Annotated in this window: 15 protein-coding genes; 14 read left to right on the top strand and 1 reads right to left on the bottom strand. The window is 43.4% G+C overall.

Annotated features, from left to right (window positions below; genetic code table 11):
* The first annotated feature begins 8 nt into the window (after positions 1 to 8).
* On the top strand, positions 9 to 296 hold the full coding sequence (locus FC33_RS01865; RefSeq protein ID WP_057826931.1) for a hypothetical protein: 288 nt from the start codon (positions 9 to 11) through the stop codon (positions 294 to 296).
* Positions 280 to 639 (top strand): type II toxin-antitoxin system PemK/MazF family toxin, encoded by a 360-nt coding sequence (locus tag FC33_RS01860; RefSeq protein WP_057826930.1) that lies wholly within the window; start codon positions 280 to 282, stop codon positions 637 to 639. The genes FC33_RS01865 and FC33_RS01860 overlap by 17 nt, the downstream gene beginning before the upstream one ends.
* A gap of 35 nt (positions 640 to 674) precedes the next feature.
* On the opposite strand, the gene cbpA is transcribed toward FC33_RS01860, so the two are convergent.
* Positions 675 to 1,319 carry a cyclic di-AMP binding protein CbpA gene (gene cbpA, locus FC33_RS01855; protein WP_057826929.1) on the bottom strand — a complete coding sequence of 215 codons (645 nt, stop codon included), beginning with the start codon at positions 1,317 to 1,319 and terminating at the stop codon, positions 675 to 677.
* Between the two features lie 212 nt (positions 1,320 to 1,531).
* Between cbpA and pth the strand changes: the two genes are divergently transcribed.
* From pth to lysS, 12 genes are all read left to right on the top strand, one after another.
* Entirely contained in the window at positions 1,532 to 2,089 is a 558-nt protein-coding gene (pth, locus tag FC33_RS01850; RefSeq protein WP_057826928.1) for an aminoacyl-tRNA hydrolase, read from the top strand.
* A 17-nt stretch (positions 2,090 to 2,106) separates the two neighbouring features.
* The gene (gene mfd, locus FC33_RS01845; protein ID WP_057826927.1) at positions 2,107 to 5,631 is read left to right on the top strand and encodes a transcription-repair coupling factor; all 3,525 of its coding nucleotides are present in this window, start codon (positions 2,107 to 2,109) and stop codon (positions 5,629 to 5,631) included.
* 4 nt (positions 5,632 to 5,635) lie between these two features.
* The gene (locus FC33_RS01840; RefSeq protein WP_420864650.1) at positions 5,636 to 7,213 is read left to right on the top strand and encodes a putative polysaccharide biosynthesis protein; all 1,578 of its coding nucleotides are present in this window, start codon (positions 5,636 to 5,638) and stop codon (positions 7,211 to 7,213) included.
* Positions 7,210 to 7,479 (top strand): RNA-binding S4 domain-containing protein, encoded by a 270-nt coding sequence (locus tag FC33_RS01835; RefSeq protein ID WP_057826925.1) that lies wholly within the window; start codon positions 7,210 to 7,212, stop codon positions 7,477 to 7,479. Before FC33_RS01840 ends, FC33_RS01835 begins: the two co-directional genes overlap by 4 nt.
* Positions 7,480 to 7,550: 71 nt before the next feature.
* A complete protein-coding gene (locus FC33_RS01830; protein ID WP_057826924.1) occupies positions 7,551 to 7,958 on the top strand; it encodes an FtsB family cell division protein in 408 nt (135 codons plus the stop codon).
* Between the two features lie 89 nt (positions 7,959 to 8,047).
* Positions 8,048 to 8,485 carry a S1 domain-containing RNA-binding protein gene (locus tag FC33_RS01825; RefSeq protein ID WP_057826923.1) on the top strand — a complete coding sequence of 146 codons (438 nt, stop codon included), beginning with the start codon at positions 8,048 to 8,050 and terminating at the stop codon, positions 8,483 to 8,485.
* Positions 8,486 to 8,563: 78 nt separating this feature from the next.
* Positions 8,564 to 9,910 carry a tRNA lysidine(34) synthetase TilS gene (gene tilS, locus FC33_RS01820; RefSeq protein ID WP_057826922.1) on the top strand — a complete coding sequence of 449 codons (1,347 nt, stop codon included), beginning with the start codon at positions 8,564 to 8,566 and terminating at the stop codon, positions 9,908 to 9,910.
* A gap of 4 nt (positions 9,911 to 9,914) precedes the next feature.
* Positions 9,915 to 10,463: a hypoxanthine phosphoribosyltransferase gene (gene hpt, locus FC33_RS01815; RefSeq protein ID WP_057826921.1), complete on the top strand. Its 549-nt coding sequence runs from the start codon at positions 9,915 to 9,917 to the stop codon at positions 10,461 to 10,463.
* A 72-nt stretch (positions 10,464 to 10,535) separates the two neighbouring features.
* Entirely contained in the window at positions 10,536 to 12,650 is a 2,115-nt protein-coding gene (gene ftsH, locus FC33_RS01810) for an ATP-dependent zinc metalloprotease FtsH (RefSeq protein ID WP_057826920.1), read from the top strand.
* Positions 12,651 to 12,773: 123 nt separating this feature from the next.
* Positions 12,774 to 13,676, top strand: coding sequence for an Hsp33 family molecular chaperone HslO (gene hslO, locus FC33_RS01805; RefSeq protein WP_057826919.1), 903 nt, complete (start codon positions 12,774 to 12,776; stop codon positions 13,674 to 13,676).
* Between the two features lie 3 nt (positions 13,677 to 13,679).
* Positions 13,680 to 14,702, top strand: a complete 1,023-nt coding sequence (gene dusB, locus FC33_RS01800) for a tRNA dihydrouridine synthase DusB (RefSeq protein ID WP_057826918.1) — start codon at positions 13,680 to 13,682, stop codon at positions 14,700 to 14,702.
* A gap of 72 nt (positions 14,703 to 14,774) precedes the next feature.
* On the top strand, positions 14,775 to 16,265 hold the full coding sequence (gene lysS / locus FC33_RS01795) for a lysine--tRNA ligase (protein WP_057826917.1): 1,491 nt from the start codon (positions 14,775 to 14,777) through the stop codon (positions 16,263 to 16,265).
* Positions 16,266 to 16,581 lie beyond the last annotated feature (316 nt).

Here is a 16,581-nt window from a genome sequence, read left to right as displayed (position 1 = left end):
AATCAGCCATGGGGTTAAGTGAAACGGAAGCAGTTCAAAAAGTATTAGCATGTTCAAATTTGAAAGTTTACTGTGATTACTATTCGATTACGGTTGACGACATCAAGCACCAACCGCAATTGGCATTTTACATCTTAAAACACCGTAATTCACTTGAACAATTGATTGCGGGTTACAGTGAGATGGAAGCAATCAATCAGGATATTTGTACCGAATTTCAACGGTGCGAGCAAGAATGTCAGTCAATGATTCGGGAGTTAGTAAAGGATCGGGGATCAAATGAATTCAAAAATTAAACGTGGTGATATTTACTATGCAGACCTATCCCCGGTCGTTGGTTCAGAGCAGGGTGGATTGCGTCCAGTGTTGGTCATTCAAAATAATATTGGCAATCGTTTTAGCCCGACCGTGATTATCGCAGCAATTACGTCGAAAATTTCGAAACCAAAAATGCAAACGCACGTAGCGGTTGCGAAGTCGAAGGACGGATTAGGAAAGGATTCCGTAATTCTGCTTGAACAGATTCGGACGATTGATAAACGGCGCTTACAACGAAAAATTACCCATTTGGATGATTCGATAATGAATCAGGTTAACCATGCGCTTGAAGTGAGCGTAGGTTTAGGAGAAATTGATTAAAAAAAAGGTTGTGACTGCGGTCACAACCTTTTTTTCTACATTGACGAAGCATGTAAATTTTCAATTTCAGTAACGGTAAATTTATTTCGTTTCAAACTAGCAACGATCCGTTTGAGTTTGTGTTCTGAAACTTCAGACGGAAGGGTAAATAAGATTCGCTGAATGTTGTTTTTTTCGTGCAGATCAAGTGAAATACAGCTGGCAATCACCGTATAGCGGGTAATGATCTTCGACATTTTTGCAAGGTCACCGCGATCGCCGTTGGAAAGAATGGTCAAGACATAACTTCCGGTATCAACGTTCCATGATTGCGATAGCATGTTCAACAAGCTGCTGTGAGTTAAAATTCCATAAAATTGATTTTCTTCATCTAAAACGGTAATGTACGGTAAGTCTTTAATTGTAAAGAAAATATTGAAAAATGCCGAGTTGATCGAAATAAACTTGGTGGCATTTTTAAGTAATTGAGTTACCGGTAATTGCATATCGCCGCCGCGTGACTTATGCCGGTAAATGTGCATTTTGTAGATGTTTCCACGGAACAATTTACCTGATTCGTCAAGAACCGGAACACAACGAAAACCGGATGCTTCCAAAATATCGAGCGCCTCTTCAAGGGTTGCTGTTTCGGGAATGGTTGTTAATTCACTTTTCGGTTTAACAATTTCTTTTAAAATCATGATAAAGCTCCTTAGATCGTCATCAAAAAGTTTCAAACATTATAATAACATACTAAGGAACCTCTAAGAAATATTTAATTCAAAAAAACATTGCAAAATCGTTTGAAACTAAAATATGATATACTAAATGCGAAATCAGATTAATGGGTGGCTTGCTGAATTGCAGGCCGTTTTTGCGTATTTTAAAAGATGACTAGAAGGAGGTTTTTCAAATGAAAATGATCGTTGGCCTTGGAAATGTCGGTTCACGGTATGATGGAACCCGACACAATACTGGTTTTATGGTGGTTGATGAACTTGCCACGCGGAACCAAATTGAAATTAATAAAGAAAAAGATGAAGCAATGATCGGTCAGGGAATGATCGATGGCGAAAAGGTTTTATTGGTTAAACCGCTGACTTTTATGAATGATTCCGGAAGAGCAGTGCGACCGTTGATGGATTTTTATAAAAGTGATGTCGATGACCTGGTGATCGTTCAAGATGACCTTGATATGGAAGTCGGCCGGGTCCGCTTGCGGCAAAAAGGATCAGCAGGCGGCCACAACGGAATTAAAAGCATTATCCAGCATGTTGGAACGCAAGATTTCAAACGGGTCAAGGTTGGAATCGGACGGCCGAAGATCATGACGATCGTTGATTGGGTATTAGGAAGATTTACCCCAACGGAACGTCCATTCTTTGAAGAAGGTCGGGATAAAGCGGTTGCCGCAATTGAATATTGGGTTCAAACCGGCGACTTTATGAAGACGATGAATAAGTTTAACTAGAAGAAAGAGATGAAGGCATGGATTTAAGTGAATTGATTGGTCAAACTGATGAACTGCAAACTGTTCGGCAACAGTTAACGCAGCCGGGACGCCATTTGTTAACGGGGGTCCTGGGATCAGCGAAGACGTTGATTTTGAAAAGTCTGTTTCAGCAATTAAAAAAGCCGTTCTTAGTTGTAACGGACACGCTCAGCCATGCCCAAAAGTTAACGGCGGATTTAACGAATGTTTTGGACGAGGAACAGGTTCGGCTTTTCCCGGTCGAAGAATTAGTGGCGACCGAAATTGCAACCAGCTCACCTGATTTTCAAAGTCAGCGTGTGCGGGCGTTGACAGCGCTCAGCCAGCATAAGGCTAAAGTTGTTGTGACTTCTGCTTCAGGACTAAGACGCCGGTTAGCACCGGTTGAAATGTGGAACCACAACCAACTGACTTTTAAGGTCGGAGCAGAACTCGAGCTTGAACAGGTCAGCCACCAGCTGGTTCAAATGGGATATCAACGACAAAAGTTAGTCGATCGTCCCGGTGATTTTGCGATTCGTGGGTCGATTATTGATATTTATTCACTGAACCATGAACTTCCTGTTCGAATCGATCTTTTTGATACTGAAATCGATTCGATCCGGTTCTTTGAGATTGGGAATCAGCGCAGCTTGGAAAACGTTGATGAAATCAGCGTGATGCCGGCAACCGATATGATTCAAAATTCCCAGATTTTCACTGATGGGATTCGGCGGCTGCAAGAACTTGAAGCTCAGGTCAAACCAGCCTTAAAGGAAGAGCAGGCAGATGAATTGCGGCGCCAACTTGATGCGGTCATCACGATGTGGAAAGACCAGGAGTTATTAAAAGAACACCGTATTTTCACCCAAATTCTCTATCCTCAAGCAACGTCCCTGCTTGATTATTTGGATGACGGGGTTTTAGTGCTTGATGATTATGCCAAAATTTTGGAACATGCAGATGAGATCGAGCAAAACGAACAGGTTTGGCTGGATGAAAAGGAAGAACTGAAGCCGGTGCTTGATCAATTACAGCTCGGGTTTGAAGTTCGCAAACTTGTTCGGGAAACCAAAAAATCAACGCTGTTCATGTCATTGTTTAAAAAAGGAATTGGGCGCTTAAAGTTTGCATCATTAACGGATCTTAAAGTGCGCACGGTTCAGCAATTCTTCAGCCAAATGCCGTTATTACAAACGGAAGCGCGGCGATGGAACAAGCAAAACCAGACTGTTGTTTTGATGATTCAGGATGAAGAACGCCTGACGAAGATTTCCCAGACCCTTGATGATTTTGAAATTCCAAATATTATGACCCAGCCAGAAAATTTACAACGCGGAATTCTTCAAATTGTACGCGGCAGTTTGCAAAGCGGATTTGAAGTTCCCAGCGCGAAACTGGTTGTTTTAACGGAAACGGAACTGTTTGCGAAGGCAACAAAGAAGCGGGCCAAACGGCTGACAATGGAGAACGCTGAACGGCTGAAAAGTTACACCGACCTTAAAGAAGGGGACTTTGTCGTTCACGTTGATCACGGGGTTGGCCGGTATCTTGGCGTTAAAACGATGGAAGTCGATGGCAAACACCAAGACTACCTGACTCTTGAATACCAGAAAGGGGCTAAGCTTTACGTTCCGGTCAATCAATTAGACCGGGTTCAGAAGTATGTGTCATCGGACGCAAAGACACCGCATTTGAATAAACTGGGCGGAAGCGAATGGCATAAAACCAAAAAGCGGGTCGCAAGTAAGATCGAAGACATTGCGGATGAACTGGTTGATTTGTATGCTGAGCGCGAAATGAAGACGGGATTTGCCTTTCCTAAAGATGATGCATATCAGCGGGAATTTGAAGATGCATTTCCGTATACTGAAACCCCGGATCAGCTTCGGAGTACTTCAGAAATCAAGCAGGATATGGAAAACAAGCACCCAATGGATCGGTTGTTGATTGGCGACGTTGGTTACGGGAAAACGGAAGTCGCTTTGCGGGCTGCATTTAAGGCCGTTGAAGCGGGAAAGCAGGTTGCCTTTCTGGTTCCGACAACCGTTTTGGCCCAGCAACACTATGAAACGATGATCGAGCGGTTTGAAAACTTTCCGATTGAAATTGGGATTTTATCCCGGTTCAACACCCCGGCTGAAACCAAACAGGTCCTTGAAAACTTGAAGGACGGAAAGTGCGACATTGTGGTTGGAACGCACCGGCTTTTATCAAAGGATGTGCAGTTCAAAGATCTCGGATTGTTAATCATTGATGAAGAGCAGCGGTTCGGTGTTAAGCATAAGGAACGGTTGAAACAGTTGAAATCAACGGTTGATGTTTTAACGTTGACGGCAACGCCAATTCCGCGAACGCTTAACATGTCGATGCTTGGGGTCCGTGATCTATCAGTGATTGAAACTGCCCCGGTCAACCGTTATCCGATTCAAACGTACGTTATGGAACAGGATAATCAGGTGATTGCAAACGGAATCCGGCGGGAAATGGAACGTGGTGGCCAAGTCTTTTACCTGCATAACCGGGTCAAAGACATTGAAAAAAAGGCGGCGGCGTTGCAGGCCCTTGTTCCGGAAGCACGGATTACTTATATTCACGGTCAAATGACGGAAAACCAAATGGAAAAGATCTTAATGGACTTTATTCATGGCGATTATGATGTCCTGGTGACCACAACGATCATTGAAACGGGGGTCGACATTCCAAACGCCAACACCCTTTTTGTTGAGGATGCTGACCGGATGGGACTGGCTCAGCTTTATCAGCTCCGCGGACGGGTCGGCCGTTCAAGCCGAGTTGCATATGCTTACTTTATGTATAAACCGGATAAAGTGCTTACTGAAGTCAGTGAAAAACGATTGGAAGCAATCAAAGACTTTACGGAACTTGGATCCGGATTTAAGATCGCGATGCGGGACCTTGCGATTCGCGGAGCCGGCAATCTTTTAGGAAAGCAGCAGCATGGTTTCATTGATTCGGTCGGGTATGATCTGTATACTCAAATGTTGAATGAGGCTGTTGCCCGGAAACGCGGCGTTAAACCAGAAGAAAAAACGGATGCGACGATCAATTTGGACGTTGAAGCGTACATTCCGCAATCTTACATTGACGATGAACAACAAAAAATCGAAATTTATAAGCGGATTCGTCAATTTAAGAATTTTAATCAGTATCAAGAAGTTCAGGATGACCTGATCGACCGGTTCGGTGATTATCCGGATGAAGTATCGAACTTGCTGGAGATCGGATTATTAAAAATGGATGCTGATCGGGCATTAGTTGATCAAATTTTCCAAAAGAAAGATGAGATTACGATCGTCTTTTCAAAGAAGGCAACGACGCGGTTATCTGGCAGTCAATTCTTAGCAGCGGTTTCGCAAACCAAGTTGTCAACGTCAATGAACGTTGATAATTTGCAAATGAAGATTACAATTAAGAAAAAGGCTGATCAGACTCTTGCCCAAATTATTTTAGAAATGCAGAATTTGCTGAGTGAAATTGCAAAAATGCTGTCATCACAGGAGAAGGTTCATGAAGGATAATCGAATGAAAAATGTCATGAACGGGGCGTTGATTTTATCATTGGCGGCCCTGATTGCGAAAATCTTAAGTGCGTGTTACCGGATTCCATTTGAAAATTTAGTCGGGAATACCGGCTTCTATGTTTACCAGCAAGTATATCCCATTTATGGAATCGGAATGACGTTTGCATTGACGGGATTCCCGGTTTTTATTTCAAAGATAATCGCTGAACAAGATGAAGAAGCGGCTAAGCTAGCCGTTTCACATCAGATTTTTGTGATTTTAGCCTTTTTTGGACTCGCTTGTTTTGGCTTTTTGCAGCTTTTTGGACACCAAATTGCATTGATGATGGGTGATCGGCACCTTACCCCGCTGCTTGGCAGTGTTTCATGGATGTTCCTCTTTATGCCGATCCTGGCAGTCGGCCGGGGATATTATCAAGGAACGTTTAACATGACCCCGACGGCGATCTCACAGGTCACCGAACAGTTTATTCGGGTAACCGTCATTATTTTCGTGGCGTTGCTTGCAGTTCACCGTCATTGGACAGTTTACCGGATGGGGACGTGGGCCATGTTTGCGTCAACGTTTGGGGCAATTGGGGCCAGTATCAGTTTTATTCCGTTTTATACTAAGAAGTTTTGGCAAACAAAGCGGTCGGCCCACCAAAGCTATTTTAATTTGACCAAGCGGATTTTTTCAGACGGGTTGATCATTTGCTTGTTTGCATCAATGATGGTGCTGTTGCAGCTGGTTGATTCGTTTACCGTTAAAAATAGTTTGGTTTCAGCCGGAATGCTGCCGGCAGTTGCCAAAAGCATTAAAGGAACCTATGACCGGGCCCAACCGTTAGTTCAATTAGGAATGGTCGTGGCAGTCAGTTTTTCATCGACATTGCTGCCGACCCTGACGGATGCATTGCAAAAAAATCAGTTAGCCCGGTTCCGCCAAATTGCAAAGCTATTGATGCGAATCAGTGCAACGATTGCGGCTGCAGCAACGGTGGGGATGATCGTGCTGATGCCGGAAATCAATACGTTGCTTTTCAGTACCCCTACACTTTCGCAAACGATTGCCGTTTACGTGTTAAGTGTCTTCGTGATCACGCTGATCAGTACTTATAATTCGATTCTTCAAAGTCTTGACCAGTTCAAGATTACGGCAGTCGGTTTGATCCTTGCGGTTGTCGTCAAAGCCGCCATTAATTCGCTGATGATCCGCCATTTTGGAATCATCGGGGCAAGCTGGGCAACGGTGATCAGTTTACTGGTTGCCCTTGGAATTATTTTGTGGGCTTTGCCTTCGGGGGTTAAGAATTTATTCTTTGACGGTGAGGGCTTTGTGCATAAACTTTGCTTGGCAGTTTTAATGATGGGGCTGAGCGTTGGAATCGTTGTGCATGGTTTGCGGATGGTTATTTTCCTTTCACGCAAAGGATCGATCGTCATCACGGTGATCGGAATGCTTGTTGGCGCGGCTGTCTTTCTTTCAATGGTGATTGGGCAAAAGATGTTTACAACGCGTGAATGGCTGATGATTCCCGGCGGTAAAAAGTTACTATTAGTTTTAGAAAAAATTGCGAAACGAGGAAATTCAAAATGAGATTAGACAAATTTTTAAAAGTATCACGAATCATTAAACGGCGTTCGGTTGCAAAGGATATTGCTGACCAAGGCCGAGTAACGGTTAACGGTAAGGTTGCTAAGTCATCTTCCAAGGTTGCAATCGGCGATGAGATCGTGATTAATTTTGGTAACAAAACTTTGACCGTTAAAGTTAACGATATCAAGGATACAACGAAGAAAAACGAATCGCAGGATTTGTATACGGTTGTTTCTGAAGAATATCAAGAAGATTATCGGATGTAAGGTACTTTTTTAAGTGGCGGTTTGTTATAATTTGAGTAGTGAGATCTAGTCGGTTTGATAAGGAGAGTACAATGGCGCAAAAGAAGAAAAGCAAAAAGTTAAAGGTCATTAATCAGGAATACTATAATCAGCAAACCGCTCAAAATGCAGTTACTCAAAAACAACTGGCATTAACGCGGAAACACCGGATGAAAATGCTGATTCTTTGCGGCGTGATGTTGGTGATCACGATCATGTTTGGCTTTAACATTATTCAAAATAACATTCAGGCAGCGGTTCTTGGAAAAAAGACACGGGAAGCGCGCGTGGAATTAAAGAGTGCTAAACAACAGAATCAAAAGCTGAATCAACGGGTAGCTGAGTTAAAGGATTCGGATTATTTGGCGAAAATCATCCGGAAGAAATACTTCTTCTCAAAAGACGGCGAAACGATTTATAGTTTGCCAAGTGATAAGGCCAAAACCGTTACTGAAAATTAGTTAAATAAATGAATTTAGACGCTTATTAAAATATTTAAACAGTGTTATACTGAAAGAAACATCAATTTCTGGGAGGATTAAATTTTTTTATGACAGTTGAAGTGGGAACGAAAGTTTCAGGTAAGGTTTCAGGAATCACGAACTTCGGAGCATTCATTGATCTTGGTGATCACCAGACCGGGTTAGTTCATATCAGTGAAGTTTCGAACACGTACGTCAAGGATATCCATGATGTCTTAAAGGTCGGCGACGAAGTTCAAGTCAAGGTTCTGAAAGTTGACGATGACGGCAAGATCTCATTGTCGATCAAGCAAGCCATGCCGAAGCCTGATAAATCCAAGAATAATCATCACAATGGCAATCGCCAAGGAAGTAACCATCGTTTCCATGGAAACAAGAATAATCATCAAAAGAAAGATTTTGATGCCCTTTTAGCAGGGTTCCTAAAGGAAAGTGATGAACGGTTAACGTCCCTTAAACGGAATACCGATGGTAAGCGTGGCGGTCGCGGCGGCCGGCGCAGCTAATATTAATAAGTTGAAAAATATTAAATCCGAGACTGGAGCTTGTCCCAGTCTCTTTTCGTATCTGAAATAGGTGACCGAATGGAATTAGAATTTATTCAAAATTGGAAGAAGTTTGATTTAAATTGTCAGCCGCTTTTAGTAGCCGTTTCAACGGGCGTTGATTCAATGGTTTTACTAGATTTGCTGCAGCACTTATCTGCTGATCTGCGGCCGCAAATTACGGTCGGCTATGTTGATCACCGTTTGCGAAAGCAAAGTAAGGATGAAACCAAGTTTATTCAAGAATATTGTCGTCAGCATCACTTACCGTTGAAAATTGGTGTTTGGGATGCTGATCAACACCCACAACACGGAATTGAGGAAGCTGCACGAAACTTTCGGTATGCTTTCTTTTCAAAAACGATGGCTGAGTTGAAAATTTCCACGCTGGCAACGGCGCACCATGCCGATGATCTGGCAGAAACGTTTTTGATGAAGCTGCTTCGCGGCGGTGAACTATCCCAGTTGGTGGGGATTGCTCCTTGCCGGTCAATGGGACAAGGACGGCAAGTGATTCGGCCGCTTTTACCATATTCCAAACAGCAGCTGTATGATTATGCCCGGCAACATCAGTTAACCTTTTTTGAAGATGAAACCAATCACGATGACGATGTTTTGCGGAATCGAATCCGCCACCACATTATTCCGCAATTAAAACAGGAGAATCCACGCTTTTTGGATCATGTCCGCAGTTACACGCAACAGTTAAGGTCGACGTTGAAAGTTAATCAGCAAATTTTACAGCAGCAGTTAACCCAGTTGCTCGAAGATGATCGGGTGAGTCTACCAGCATGGCTGCAACTTGATGCGGCAATGCGGCGGGCGGTATTAAAAGAATATCTGATTCAGCATGGCGTTCCGCTTCACCAGCGGCAGTTTGCCGAGGTCAGCAGCTTTTTAGAAAATCGCCAAAAACCGCAAGGAACCTTTCAGTTGGATGCGAAGCGAGCGGTGGTTAAGGAGTACATGCACTTCTATTTAATTTCCCGGGAGAAAGCATTCGAAAAGGTTTCGAATCAATCATTCTTGATTCAAGGTGAAACGCCGGCTAGCACGGCAACCTTTGAACTAGCGCTTAACCACCATGAACAGCGGGATGCAGACGAACAACTAAGGTTTAGCCGTTTGCCAGCCGGATTAACTTTGCGGCATCGGTTGCCGGGGGATTGGCTGCGGATTCGTGAAGGAACTAAAAAACTGACCCGTTTTTTAATTGATAAAAAAATTTCACAACGGGAGCGGCAAGCATTGTGGGTGATCGCTGATGAAAAGCAGGAAGTTTATGCCCTTTTCGGTGATCAGCCAAATTCAATGATCTATTTGTCACAACCCGTGGAAAATGCTACAATTCGTTACATAGTAGCGATAAAGTACAGAAAGAGGTAAAAAGATGAATGATGATATTTTGAAAGTTCTTTATAGTCGAGAACAGATTCAAGATGCAACTGAGAAAATGGGAAAGCAGATCACCAAGGATTTTGAAGGCAAAGATCCGCTTGTAATCTGTATTTTAAAGGGTGCGGCCGTTTTTTACTCTGATATCGTTCGCGAAATCAATACGTACTGCGAATTAGATTTTATGGACGTTTCAAGTTACGGCAACGAAACCGTTTCATCGGGTGATGTCAAGATCATTAAGGACCTTGATACGTCGGTTGAAGGCCGGAATGTGCTGATCATTGAAGATATTATTGATACTGGCCGGACATTGAAATGTTTAGTTGACCTATTTGAAAAGCGGAACGCCAAATCAGTTAAAATCTGTACTTTATTAGATAAACCGGATCGGCGGATCGAAGGAATTGTTCCGGATTATACGGGCTTTAAAGTTCCAAACGAATTTGTTGTCGGTTTTGGGCTTGATTACATGGGCCACTACCGGAACTTGCCATTCGTTGGGGTTTTGAAACCGGAAATTTACGCTGATAATCAAGAATAGTCAAAAAAAGTCAAGTATGATATGATTAGCTTGATAACTTTGAATTATTAGTTATTGTCGTAGGAGGAAATAATGAATAATAACAATAAAAAGAATGGACTATTCCGGAATAGTCTTTTCTACATTGTCGTCTTCCTGGGAATCATGGGAGCGGTCTACTACTTTACAGGTGGCAGTAACGACTCATCGACCCAACAAATTCAGTCAAGTACATTTATTTCTGAATTAAAGAAGGACAATGTAAAGAAGTTTACGTTAGAACCTTCTGGAAACGTTTATAAAGTTTCAGGGGAATACCGTAAACCAGTAAAGACTTCCTCAAAGAAGAATAGTCTGACAGGCATGGGCGGCGGCAGTTCAACCGCGAAGAACTTCACAACGGACATGGTTACTAACGAAGGAACCGTGAATGAAGTGATGAAGTACGCCCAAAAGAATCACGTTGCAAACAGCGCGAAGGAAGAACAATCAAGCAGCATTTGGATGCAGTTATTGTTGACCATCGTGCCGATCGTGATCATGATTTTCTTCTTCTACATGATGATGGGCAATGCCGGCGGTGGCCAAGGCGGCGGTCGGATGATGAGCTTTGGCAAGTCAAAGGCCAAGCCAATCGACAAGAAAGAAAACAAGATTCGTTTCTCAGATGTTGCCGGTGAAGAAGAAGAAAAGCAGGAATTGGTTGAAGTTGTTGAATTTTTGCGTGATCCGCATAAATTCCAACGGTTAGGGGCTAAGATTCCATCAGGGGTTCTGCTTGAAGGCCCTCCAGGAACTGGGAAAACTTTGCTTGCAAAAGCGGTTGCTGGTGAAGCAGGCGTTCCGTTCTTCTCAATTTCTGGTTCTGACTTCGTTGAAATGTTTGTCGGGGTTGGGGCAAGTCGTGTTCGTGACTTGTTTGAAAACGCCAAGAAGAATGCACCATCGATCATCTTTATCGATGAAATCGATGCCGTTGGTCGCAAACGGGGCAACGGCATGGGCGGCGGCCACGATGAACGTGAACAAACCTTGAACCAATTGTTAGTAGAAATGGACGGGTTCGAAGGTGACGAAGGCGTCATCGTAATGGCAGCCACCAACCGGTCAGATGTTTTGGATCCAGCCTTACTTCGTCCGGGTCGTTTTGACCGGAAGATTTTGGTTGGCCGGCCAGATGTTAAGGGCCGGGAAGCCATCTTGAAGGTCCACTCAAAGGGCAAGCCGTTGGCAGACGATGTTGACTTGAAGATGATTGCTAAACAAACTCCGGGCTTTGTCGGGGCTGATTTAGCAAACTTGCTGAACGAAGCTGCATTGTTGGCTGCGCGGCGCGATAAGAATGAAATCGATGCTTCAGATATTGATGAAGCTGAAGACCGGGTAATTGCCGGACCAGCTAAACGTGATCGGGTAATCAGTGAACAAGAACGCCGGACCGTTGCGTTCCACGAAGCCGGCCACACAATTGTCGGCCTTGTTTTGAATGATGCCCGCGTCGTTCATAAGGTTACGATCGTACCTCGGGGACGTGCTGGCGGATATGCAATCATGCTTCCGCGGGATGATCAAATGCTGAACTCCAAGAAGGACTTGAAGGAACAAATCGCCGGTTTGATGGGTGGACGTGCTGCCGAAGAAATTATCTTCGGACAACAATCATCCGGAGCTGCAAACGACTTCCAACAAGCAACTCAATTAGCACGGGCCATGGTTACTGAATACGGAATGAGTGAAAAACTTGGGCCGGTTCAATACGAAGGGCAAGCAAACATGCAACCGGGCGAATTTGACGGTCAACACAGTTACTCAGGCCAAACGGCAAACTTGATCGATGAAGAAGTTATGCGGCTTTCAAACGAAGGAATGGAAACTGCTAAACGGATTATCCAAGAACACCGTGAACAACACCGGGTAATTGCTGAAGCCTTATTGAAGTATGAAACACTTAACGAAAAGCAAATCTTGAGTTTGTTCAAGACCGGCAAGATGCCAGCTGAAAATGAAGATGAATTTCCAAGTGAAAAATCAGGTTCATTTGAAGAAGCTAAGAAGGCATTAGAACGGAAAGACGCTCAACGCCAAAAGATCGATGCTCAAGAAGTTGCAGCTGAAAAAAAGGCCGAAAAACAAGACGATGAATCATTACCAACGCAAACATTCTATCCGAGTGAAAAGCATGATGATTCACATCAAGACGAAGGCTAAATAGCATAAAGGGTGACTATGGTTAACATGGTCACTTTTTATGTTAATCGGAATTAAATATTTTTTTATTTTTAAAAAAGAACATGGTAAAATCTTAGTTTGGAAGAAAAGAAGGGATAGTTTATGAGCGATTATTTAGTAAAAAGTTTGGCGTTTGACAGTCAGATCAGAGCATATGCAGTCGACGCCACAGAAACGGTCAGCACAGCTCAAAAATTGCATGATACTTGGAGTGCGGCTTCGGCAGCCCTTGGACGGAGTCTGGTAGGGACTTTATTACTCGCATCAGCTTCACTTCAAGGCGATGAAACAATGACGGTCAAGATCAATGGGAACGGTCCGGTTGGCGGAATCGTCGTTGATGGCAATGCCAACGGAACGGTGAAGGGATACGTTCAAAATCCGCATGTTCATTTACCGTTAAATGATAAACACAAAATTGATGTGAAGGGGGCCGTCGGAACAGAAGGTTTTCTTGCAGTTACAAAGGATCTCGGCTTGAAAGAACCATTTACGGGGCAAGTGCCGTTAGTATCCGGCGAACTTGGCGAAGACTTCACGTATTATCTTGCTAAGTCAGAACAGATTCCATCTTCAGTTGGCTTGTCAGTTTTTGTTAACAGCGATAACTCAATTGAAACGGCGGGTGGCTTTATGATTCAGGTAATGCCGGGAGCAAAGGAAGAAACGATCAGCCAAATCGAAAAGCGGTTAGCTGAAATTCCAATGGTTTCTGAAATGATGCGCGATGGCAAGAAACCGGAAGATATTTTAAATGAAATTCTCGGCGCTGAAAACGTTAAGGTCCTTGATAAAATGCCGGTCAGTTATCACTGCGATTGCTCGCGGGAACGCTTCTTAGGCGTGTTGACAAGTTTACCGACTGATCAGCTTCAAGAAATGGCCGATGAAGATCATGGAGCTGAAGCCGTATGCCATTTCTGCGGCAAGAAGTATCAGTTTACTGAAGACGAATTACGGAAGATCATTAAGGTCAAAAAACAAAACGGAAAGAAAGAGGATTAAGCAATGGAATGGAAAATTGGTGATATTACAATTCCAAACCGGGTCGTTGTTGCGCCAATGGCAGGGGTAACTAACGTTGCGTTTCGGATGATCTGCAAAGAGTTCGGTGCGGGATTAGTTGTTTGTGAAATGATTTCAGATAAGGGAATTCATTTTCGAAACAAAAAGACCCTGGGAATGTTGTTCGTTGATGAAAGCGAACACCCGGTAAGTGTTCAAATTTTTGGTGGGACAAAGGATTCGCTGGTTGAAGCAGCCCAATACGTTGCTGAAAATACAAGTACGGATATCATTGACATCAACATGGGCTGCCCGGTGCCAAAGGTTACGAAGACGGATGCTGGGGCCCACTGGTTGCTTGACCCAGACAAGATCTACGAAATGGTCAAGGCGGTTACGGCGGCAGTTGACAAGCCGGTCACGGTTAAAATGCGGACCGGTTGGGATGATGATCACATCTTAGCGGTTGAAAACGCATTGGCGGCTGAAGAAGCCGGAGCATCAATGCTTGCAATGCACGGCCGGACCCGGAAACAACTTTATTCAGGGCATGCTGATTGGGGTATCTTAAAGGATGTTGCTGATCACTTAACGAAGATTCCATTCGTTGGAAACGGCGATGTGCGTACTCCGCAAGACGCAAAGCGAATGCTGGATGAAGTTGGGGCTGATGCCGTCATGATTGGCCGGGCAGCATTAGGAAACCCATGGATCGTTAAGCAGGTAACCCATTACCTTGAAACGGGTGAAGAAATTCCGGAACCGACTCCGGCAGAAAAAATCAAAGTTGCCAAAGAACACCTTCACCGTTTGATCAAGCTGAAAGGTGAAAAAATCGGTCCCCGGGAATTCCGTTCACAGGCAGCATACTACCTGAAAGGCATTCCGCGGTCTGCACGAACAAAAGCAGCATTGAATGATGCTGACACTGAACAAGAAATGATCGAGATCTTTGATAACTTCTTGAATGATTTAGACAGTGCGGCAGCAAGACGGGCTGCTCGCCGTGCACACTCACGAAATTAATTAAAGATGTTTAGTGTTTTTTGATATGATATAATCTCACTAGAGGTCAAAAATTAAGAAAAGAGGGCTATTATGGCAAAAGATCAATCAATGAATGATCAGATGCGGGTTCGTCGCCAAAAGATGCAAGAATTGCGCGATGAAGGTATCGATCCATTTGGTCACCGGTTTGAACGGGACTCAATGAACGCCGATCTTCATGAAAAGTATGGCGACATGACAAAAGAAGAATTAAATGATGCAGGTTACACTGCAACGATTGCAGGCCGGATGGTTGCTAAACGTGGAAAGGGTAAAGTTGGCTTTGCTGACTTGCAAGACCGTTCAGGCAAGATGCAATTGTATGTTCGGAAAGATGTTGTTGGCGAAGACCAATATCATATTTTCAAGCGGTCAGATTTAGGTGACTTCCTTGGAGTAACGGGTGAAGTTATCAAGACTGATATGGGTGAATTGACTTTACGGGTTACAAAATTGACGTTCCTTTCAAAGGCTTTACGTCCATTACCTGACAAGTATCACGGTTTACAAAATATTGAACAAGTATACCGGCAACGTTACTTAGACTTGATCACTAACCGGACAAGCTTTGAACGTTTCATGAACCGGAGCAAAATCGTAAAGGCTATTCGGGACTACATGGATGAAAATGGTTTCGTTGAAGTTGAAACACCAATTTTGAGCAACATTGCCGGTGGGGCTGCTGCACGGCCATTTATCACGCACCACAACGCATTGGACATTGACATGTACTTGCGGATCGCAACGGAATTGTCACTTAAACGGTTGATCGTTGGTGGAATGGAACGGGTTTATGAACTTGGACGGGTCTTCCGGAACGAAGGAATCGATACCCGGCATAACCCAGAATTCACAACCATGGAAACCTATGCTGCATACTGGGATTTAACTGACGTTATGGATGAAACGGAAGGAATCTTCAAGGCGGCTGCTAAGGTTGTAACGGATAATGGAATCATTACTTACCAAGGAAATGAAGTTAACCTTGATAAGCCGTTCAAGCGGGTTCACATGGTTGATTTGATCAAGGAAGAAACCGGCGTTGACTTCTGGAAAGAAATGCCGCTTGATGAAGCCCGGAAGATTGCTGATGAACATAATGTTCATTACGAACCATACTGGCAAGTTGGCCACATCATTAATGAATTCTTTGAAACATTCTGTGAAGAAAAGATCGTTGACCCAACATTTGTTTATGGTCATCCAGTTGAAGTTTCACCACTTGCGAAGAAGAATGAAAAGGATCCCCGGTTTACTGATCGGTTTGAACTCTTTATTCTTGGTGGCGAATATGCAAACGCCTTTACTGAATTAAATGATCCAATCGATCAACGTGAACGGTTTGAAGCTCAAGCAGCTGAACGTGAAAACGGAAATGATGAAGCCGAACACATTGATGAGGATTACTTGGAAGCAATGGAATACGGAATGCCGCCAACGGGTGGATTAGGAATCGGAATTGACCGGTTAGTAATGTTATTGACAGATGCACCATCAATTCGGGATGTCTTATTATTCCCAACCCGGCGTCCAGAAAAATAATTAAATCACTTTTTTAAGGAGCACATGAAGTTCATGGGCTCTTTTTTGATTTTGGAAAAATTATAATATTAAAATTATAATATTAAATTTCGAAAAATTAAGAAAAGGGATTGACGGTGATTGGGGTTTGATGATAAACTAACAAAGTCGTCAAAAGGAACAACAGTTGATGTTAATAATTAAATAAAAAAGTTATTGACAAGTTGGTGCCTGTTTGATAATATAATAAATGTTCCGCTGATGCGGAGTTAAATATTTGATAGATCTTTGAAAACTGAACAATGTTTCGACACACAAATGTGCAGGGCAATTCATG

This window comes from Ligilactobacillus aviarius subsp. aviarius DSM 20655, assembly GCF_001436315.1.
Lineage (GTDB): Bacteria > Bacillota > Bacilli > Lactobacillales > Lactobacillaceae > Ligilactobacillus > Ligilactobacillus aviarius.
Note: the sequence above shows the minus strand (reverse complement) of the source record. Positions and strands in the feature narration are given on the sequence as shown.

What these genes read in the sequence shown, in the direction of transcription:
- FC33_RS01865 (WP_057826931.1), top strand. Translation starts at nt 9, where the DNA reads ATGGGGTTAAGTGAAACGGAAGCAGTTCAAAAAGTATTAGCATGTTCA.
- FC33_RS01860 (WP_057826930.1), top strand. Translation starts at nt 280, where the DNA reads ATGAATTCAAAAATTAAACGTGGTGATATTTACTATGCAGACCTATCC.
- cbpA (WP_057826929.1), bottom strand. Translation starts at nt 1,319, where the DNA reads ATGATTTTAAAAGAAATTGTTAAACCGAAAAGTGAATTAACAACCATT.
- pth (WP_057826928.1), top strand. Translation starts at nt 1,532, where the DNA reads ATGAAAATGATCGTTGGCCTTGGAAATGTCGGTTCACGGTATGATGGA.
- mfd (WP_057826927.1), top strand. Translation starts at nt 2,107, where the DNA reads ATGGATTTAAGTGAATTGATTGGTCAAACTGATGAACTGCAAACTGTT.
- FC33_RS01840 (WP_420864650.1), top strand. Translation starts at nt 5,636, where the DNA reads ATGAAAAATGTCATGAACGGGGCGTTGATTTTATCATTGGCGGCCCTG.
- FC33_RS01835 (WP_057826925.1), top strand. Translation starts at nt 7,210, where the DNA reads ATGAGATTAGACAAATTTTTAAAAGTATCACGAATCATTAAACGGCGT.
- FC33_RS01830 (WP_057826924.1), top strand. Translation starts at nt 7,551, where the DNA reads ATGGCGCAAAAGAAGAAAAGCAAAAAGTTAAAGGTCATTAATCAGGAA.
- FC33_RS01825 (WP_057826923.1), top strand. Translation starts at nt 8,048, where the DNA reads ATGACAGTTGAAGTGGGAACGAAAGTTTCAGGTAAGGTTTCAGGAATC.
- tilS (WP_057826922.1), top strand. Translation starts at nt 8,564, where the DNA reads ATGGAATTAGAATTTATTCAAAATTGGAAGAAGTTTGATTTAAATTGT.
- hpt (WP_057826921.1), top strand. Translation starts at nt 9,915, where the DNA reads ATGAATGATGATATTTTGAAAGTTCTTTATAGTCGAGAACAGATTCAA.
- ftsH (WP_057826920.1), top strand. Translation starts at nt 10,536, where the DNA reads ATGAATAATAACAATAAAAAGAATGGACTATTCCGGAATAGTCTTTTC.
- hslO (WP_057826919.1), top strand. Translation starts at nt 12,774, where the DNA reads ATGAGCGATTATTTAGTAAAAAGTTTGGCGTTTGACAGTCAGATCAGA.
- dusB (WP_057826918.1), top strand. Translation starts at nt 13,680, where the DNA reads ATGGAATGGAAAATTGGTGATATTACAATTCCAAACCGGGTCGTTGTT.
- lysS (WP_057826917.1), top strand. Translation starts at nt 14,775, where the DNA reads ATGGCAAAAGATCAATCAATGAATGATCAGATGCGGGTTCGTCGCCAA.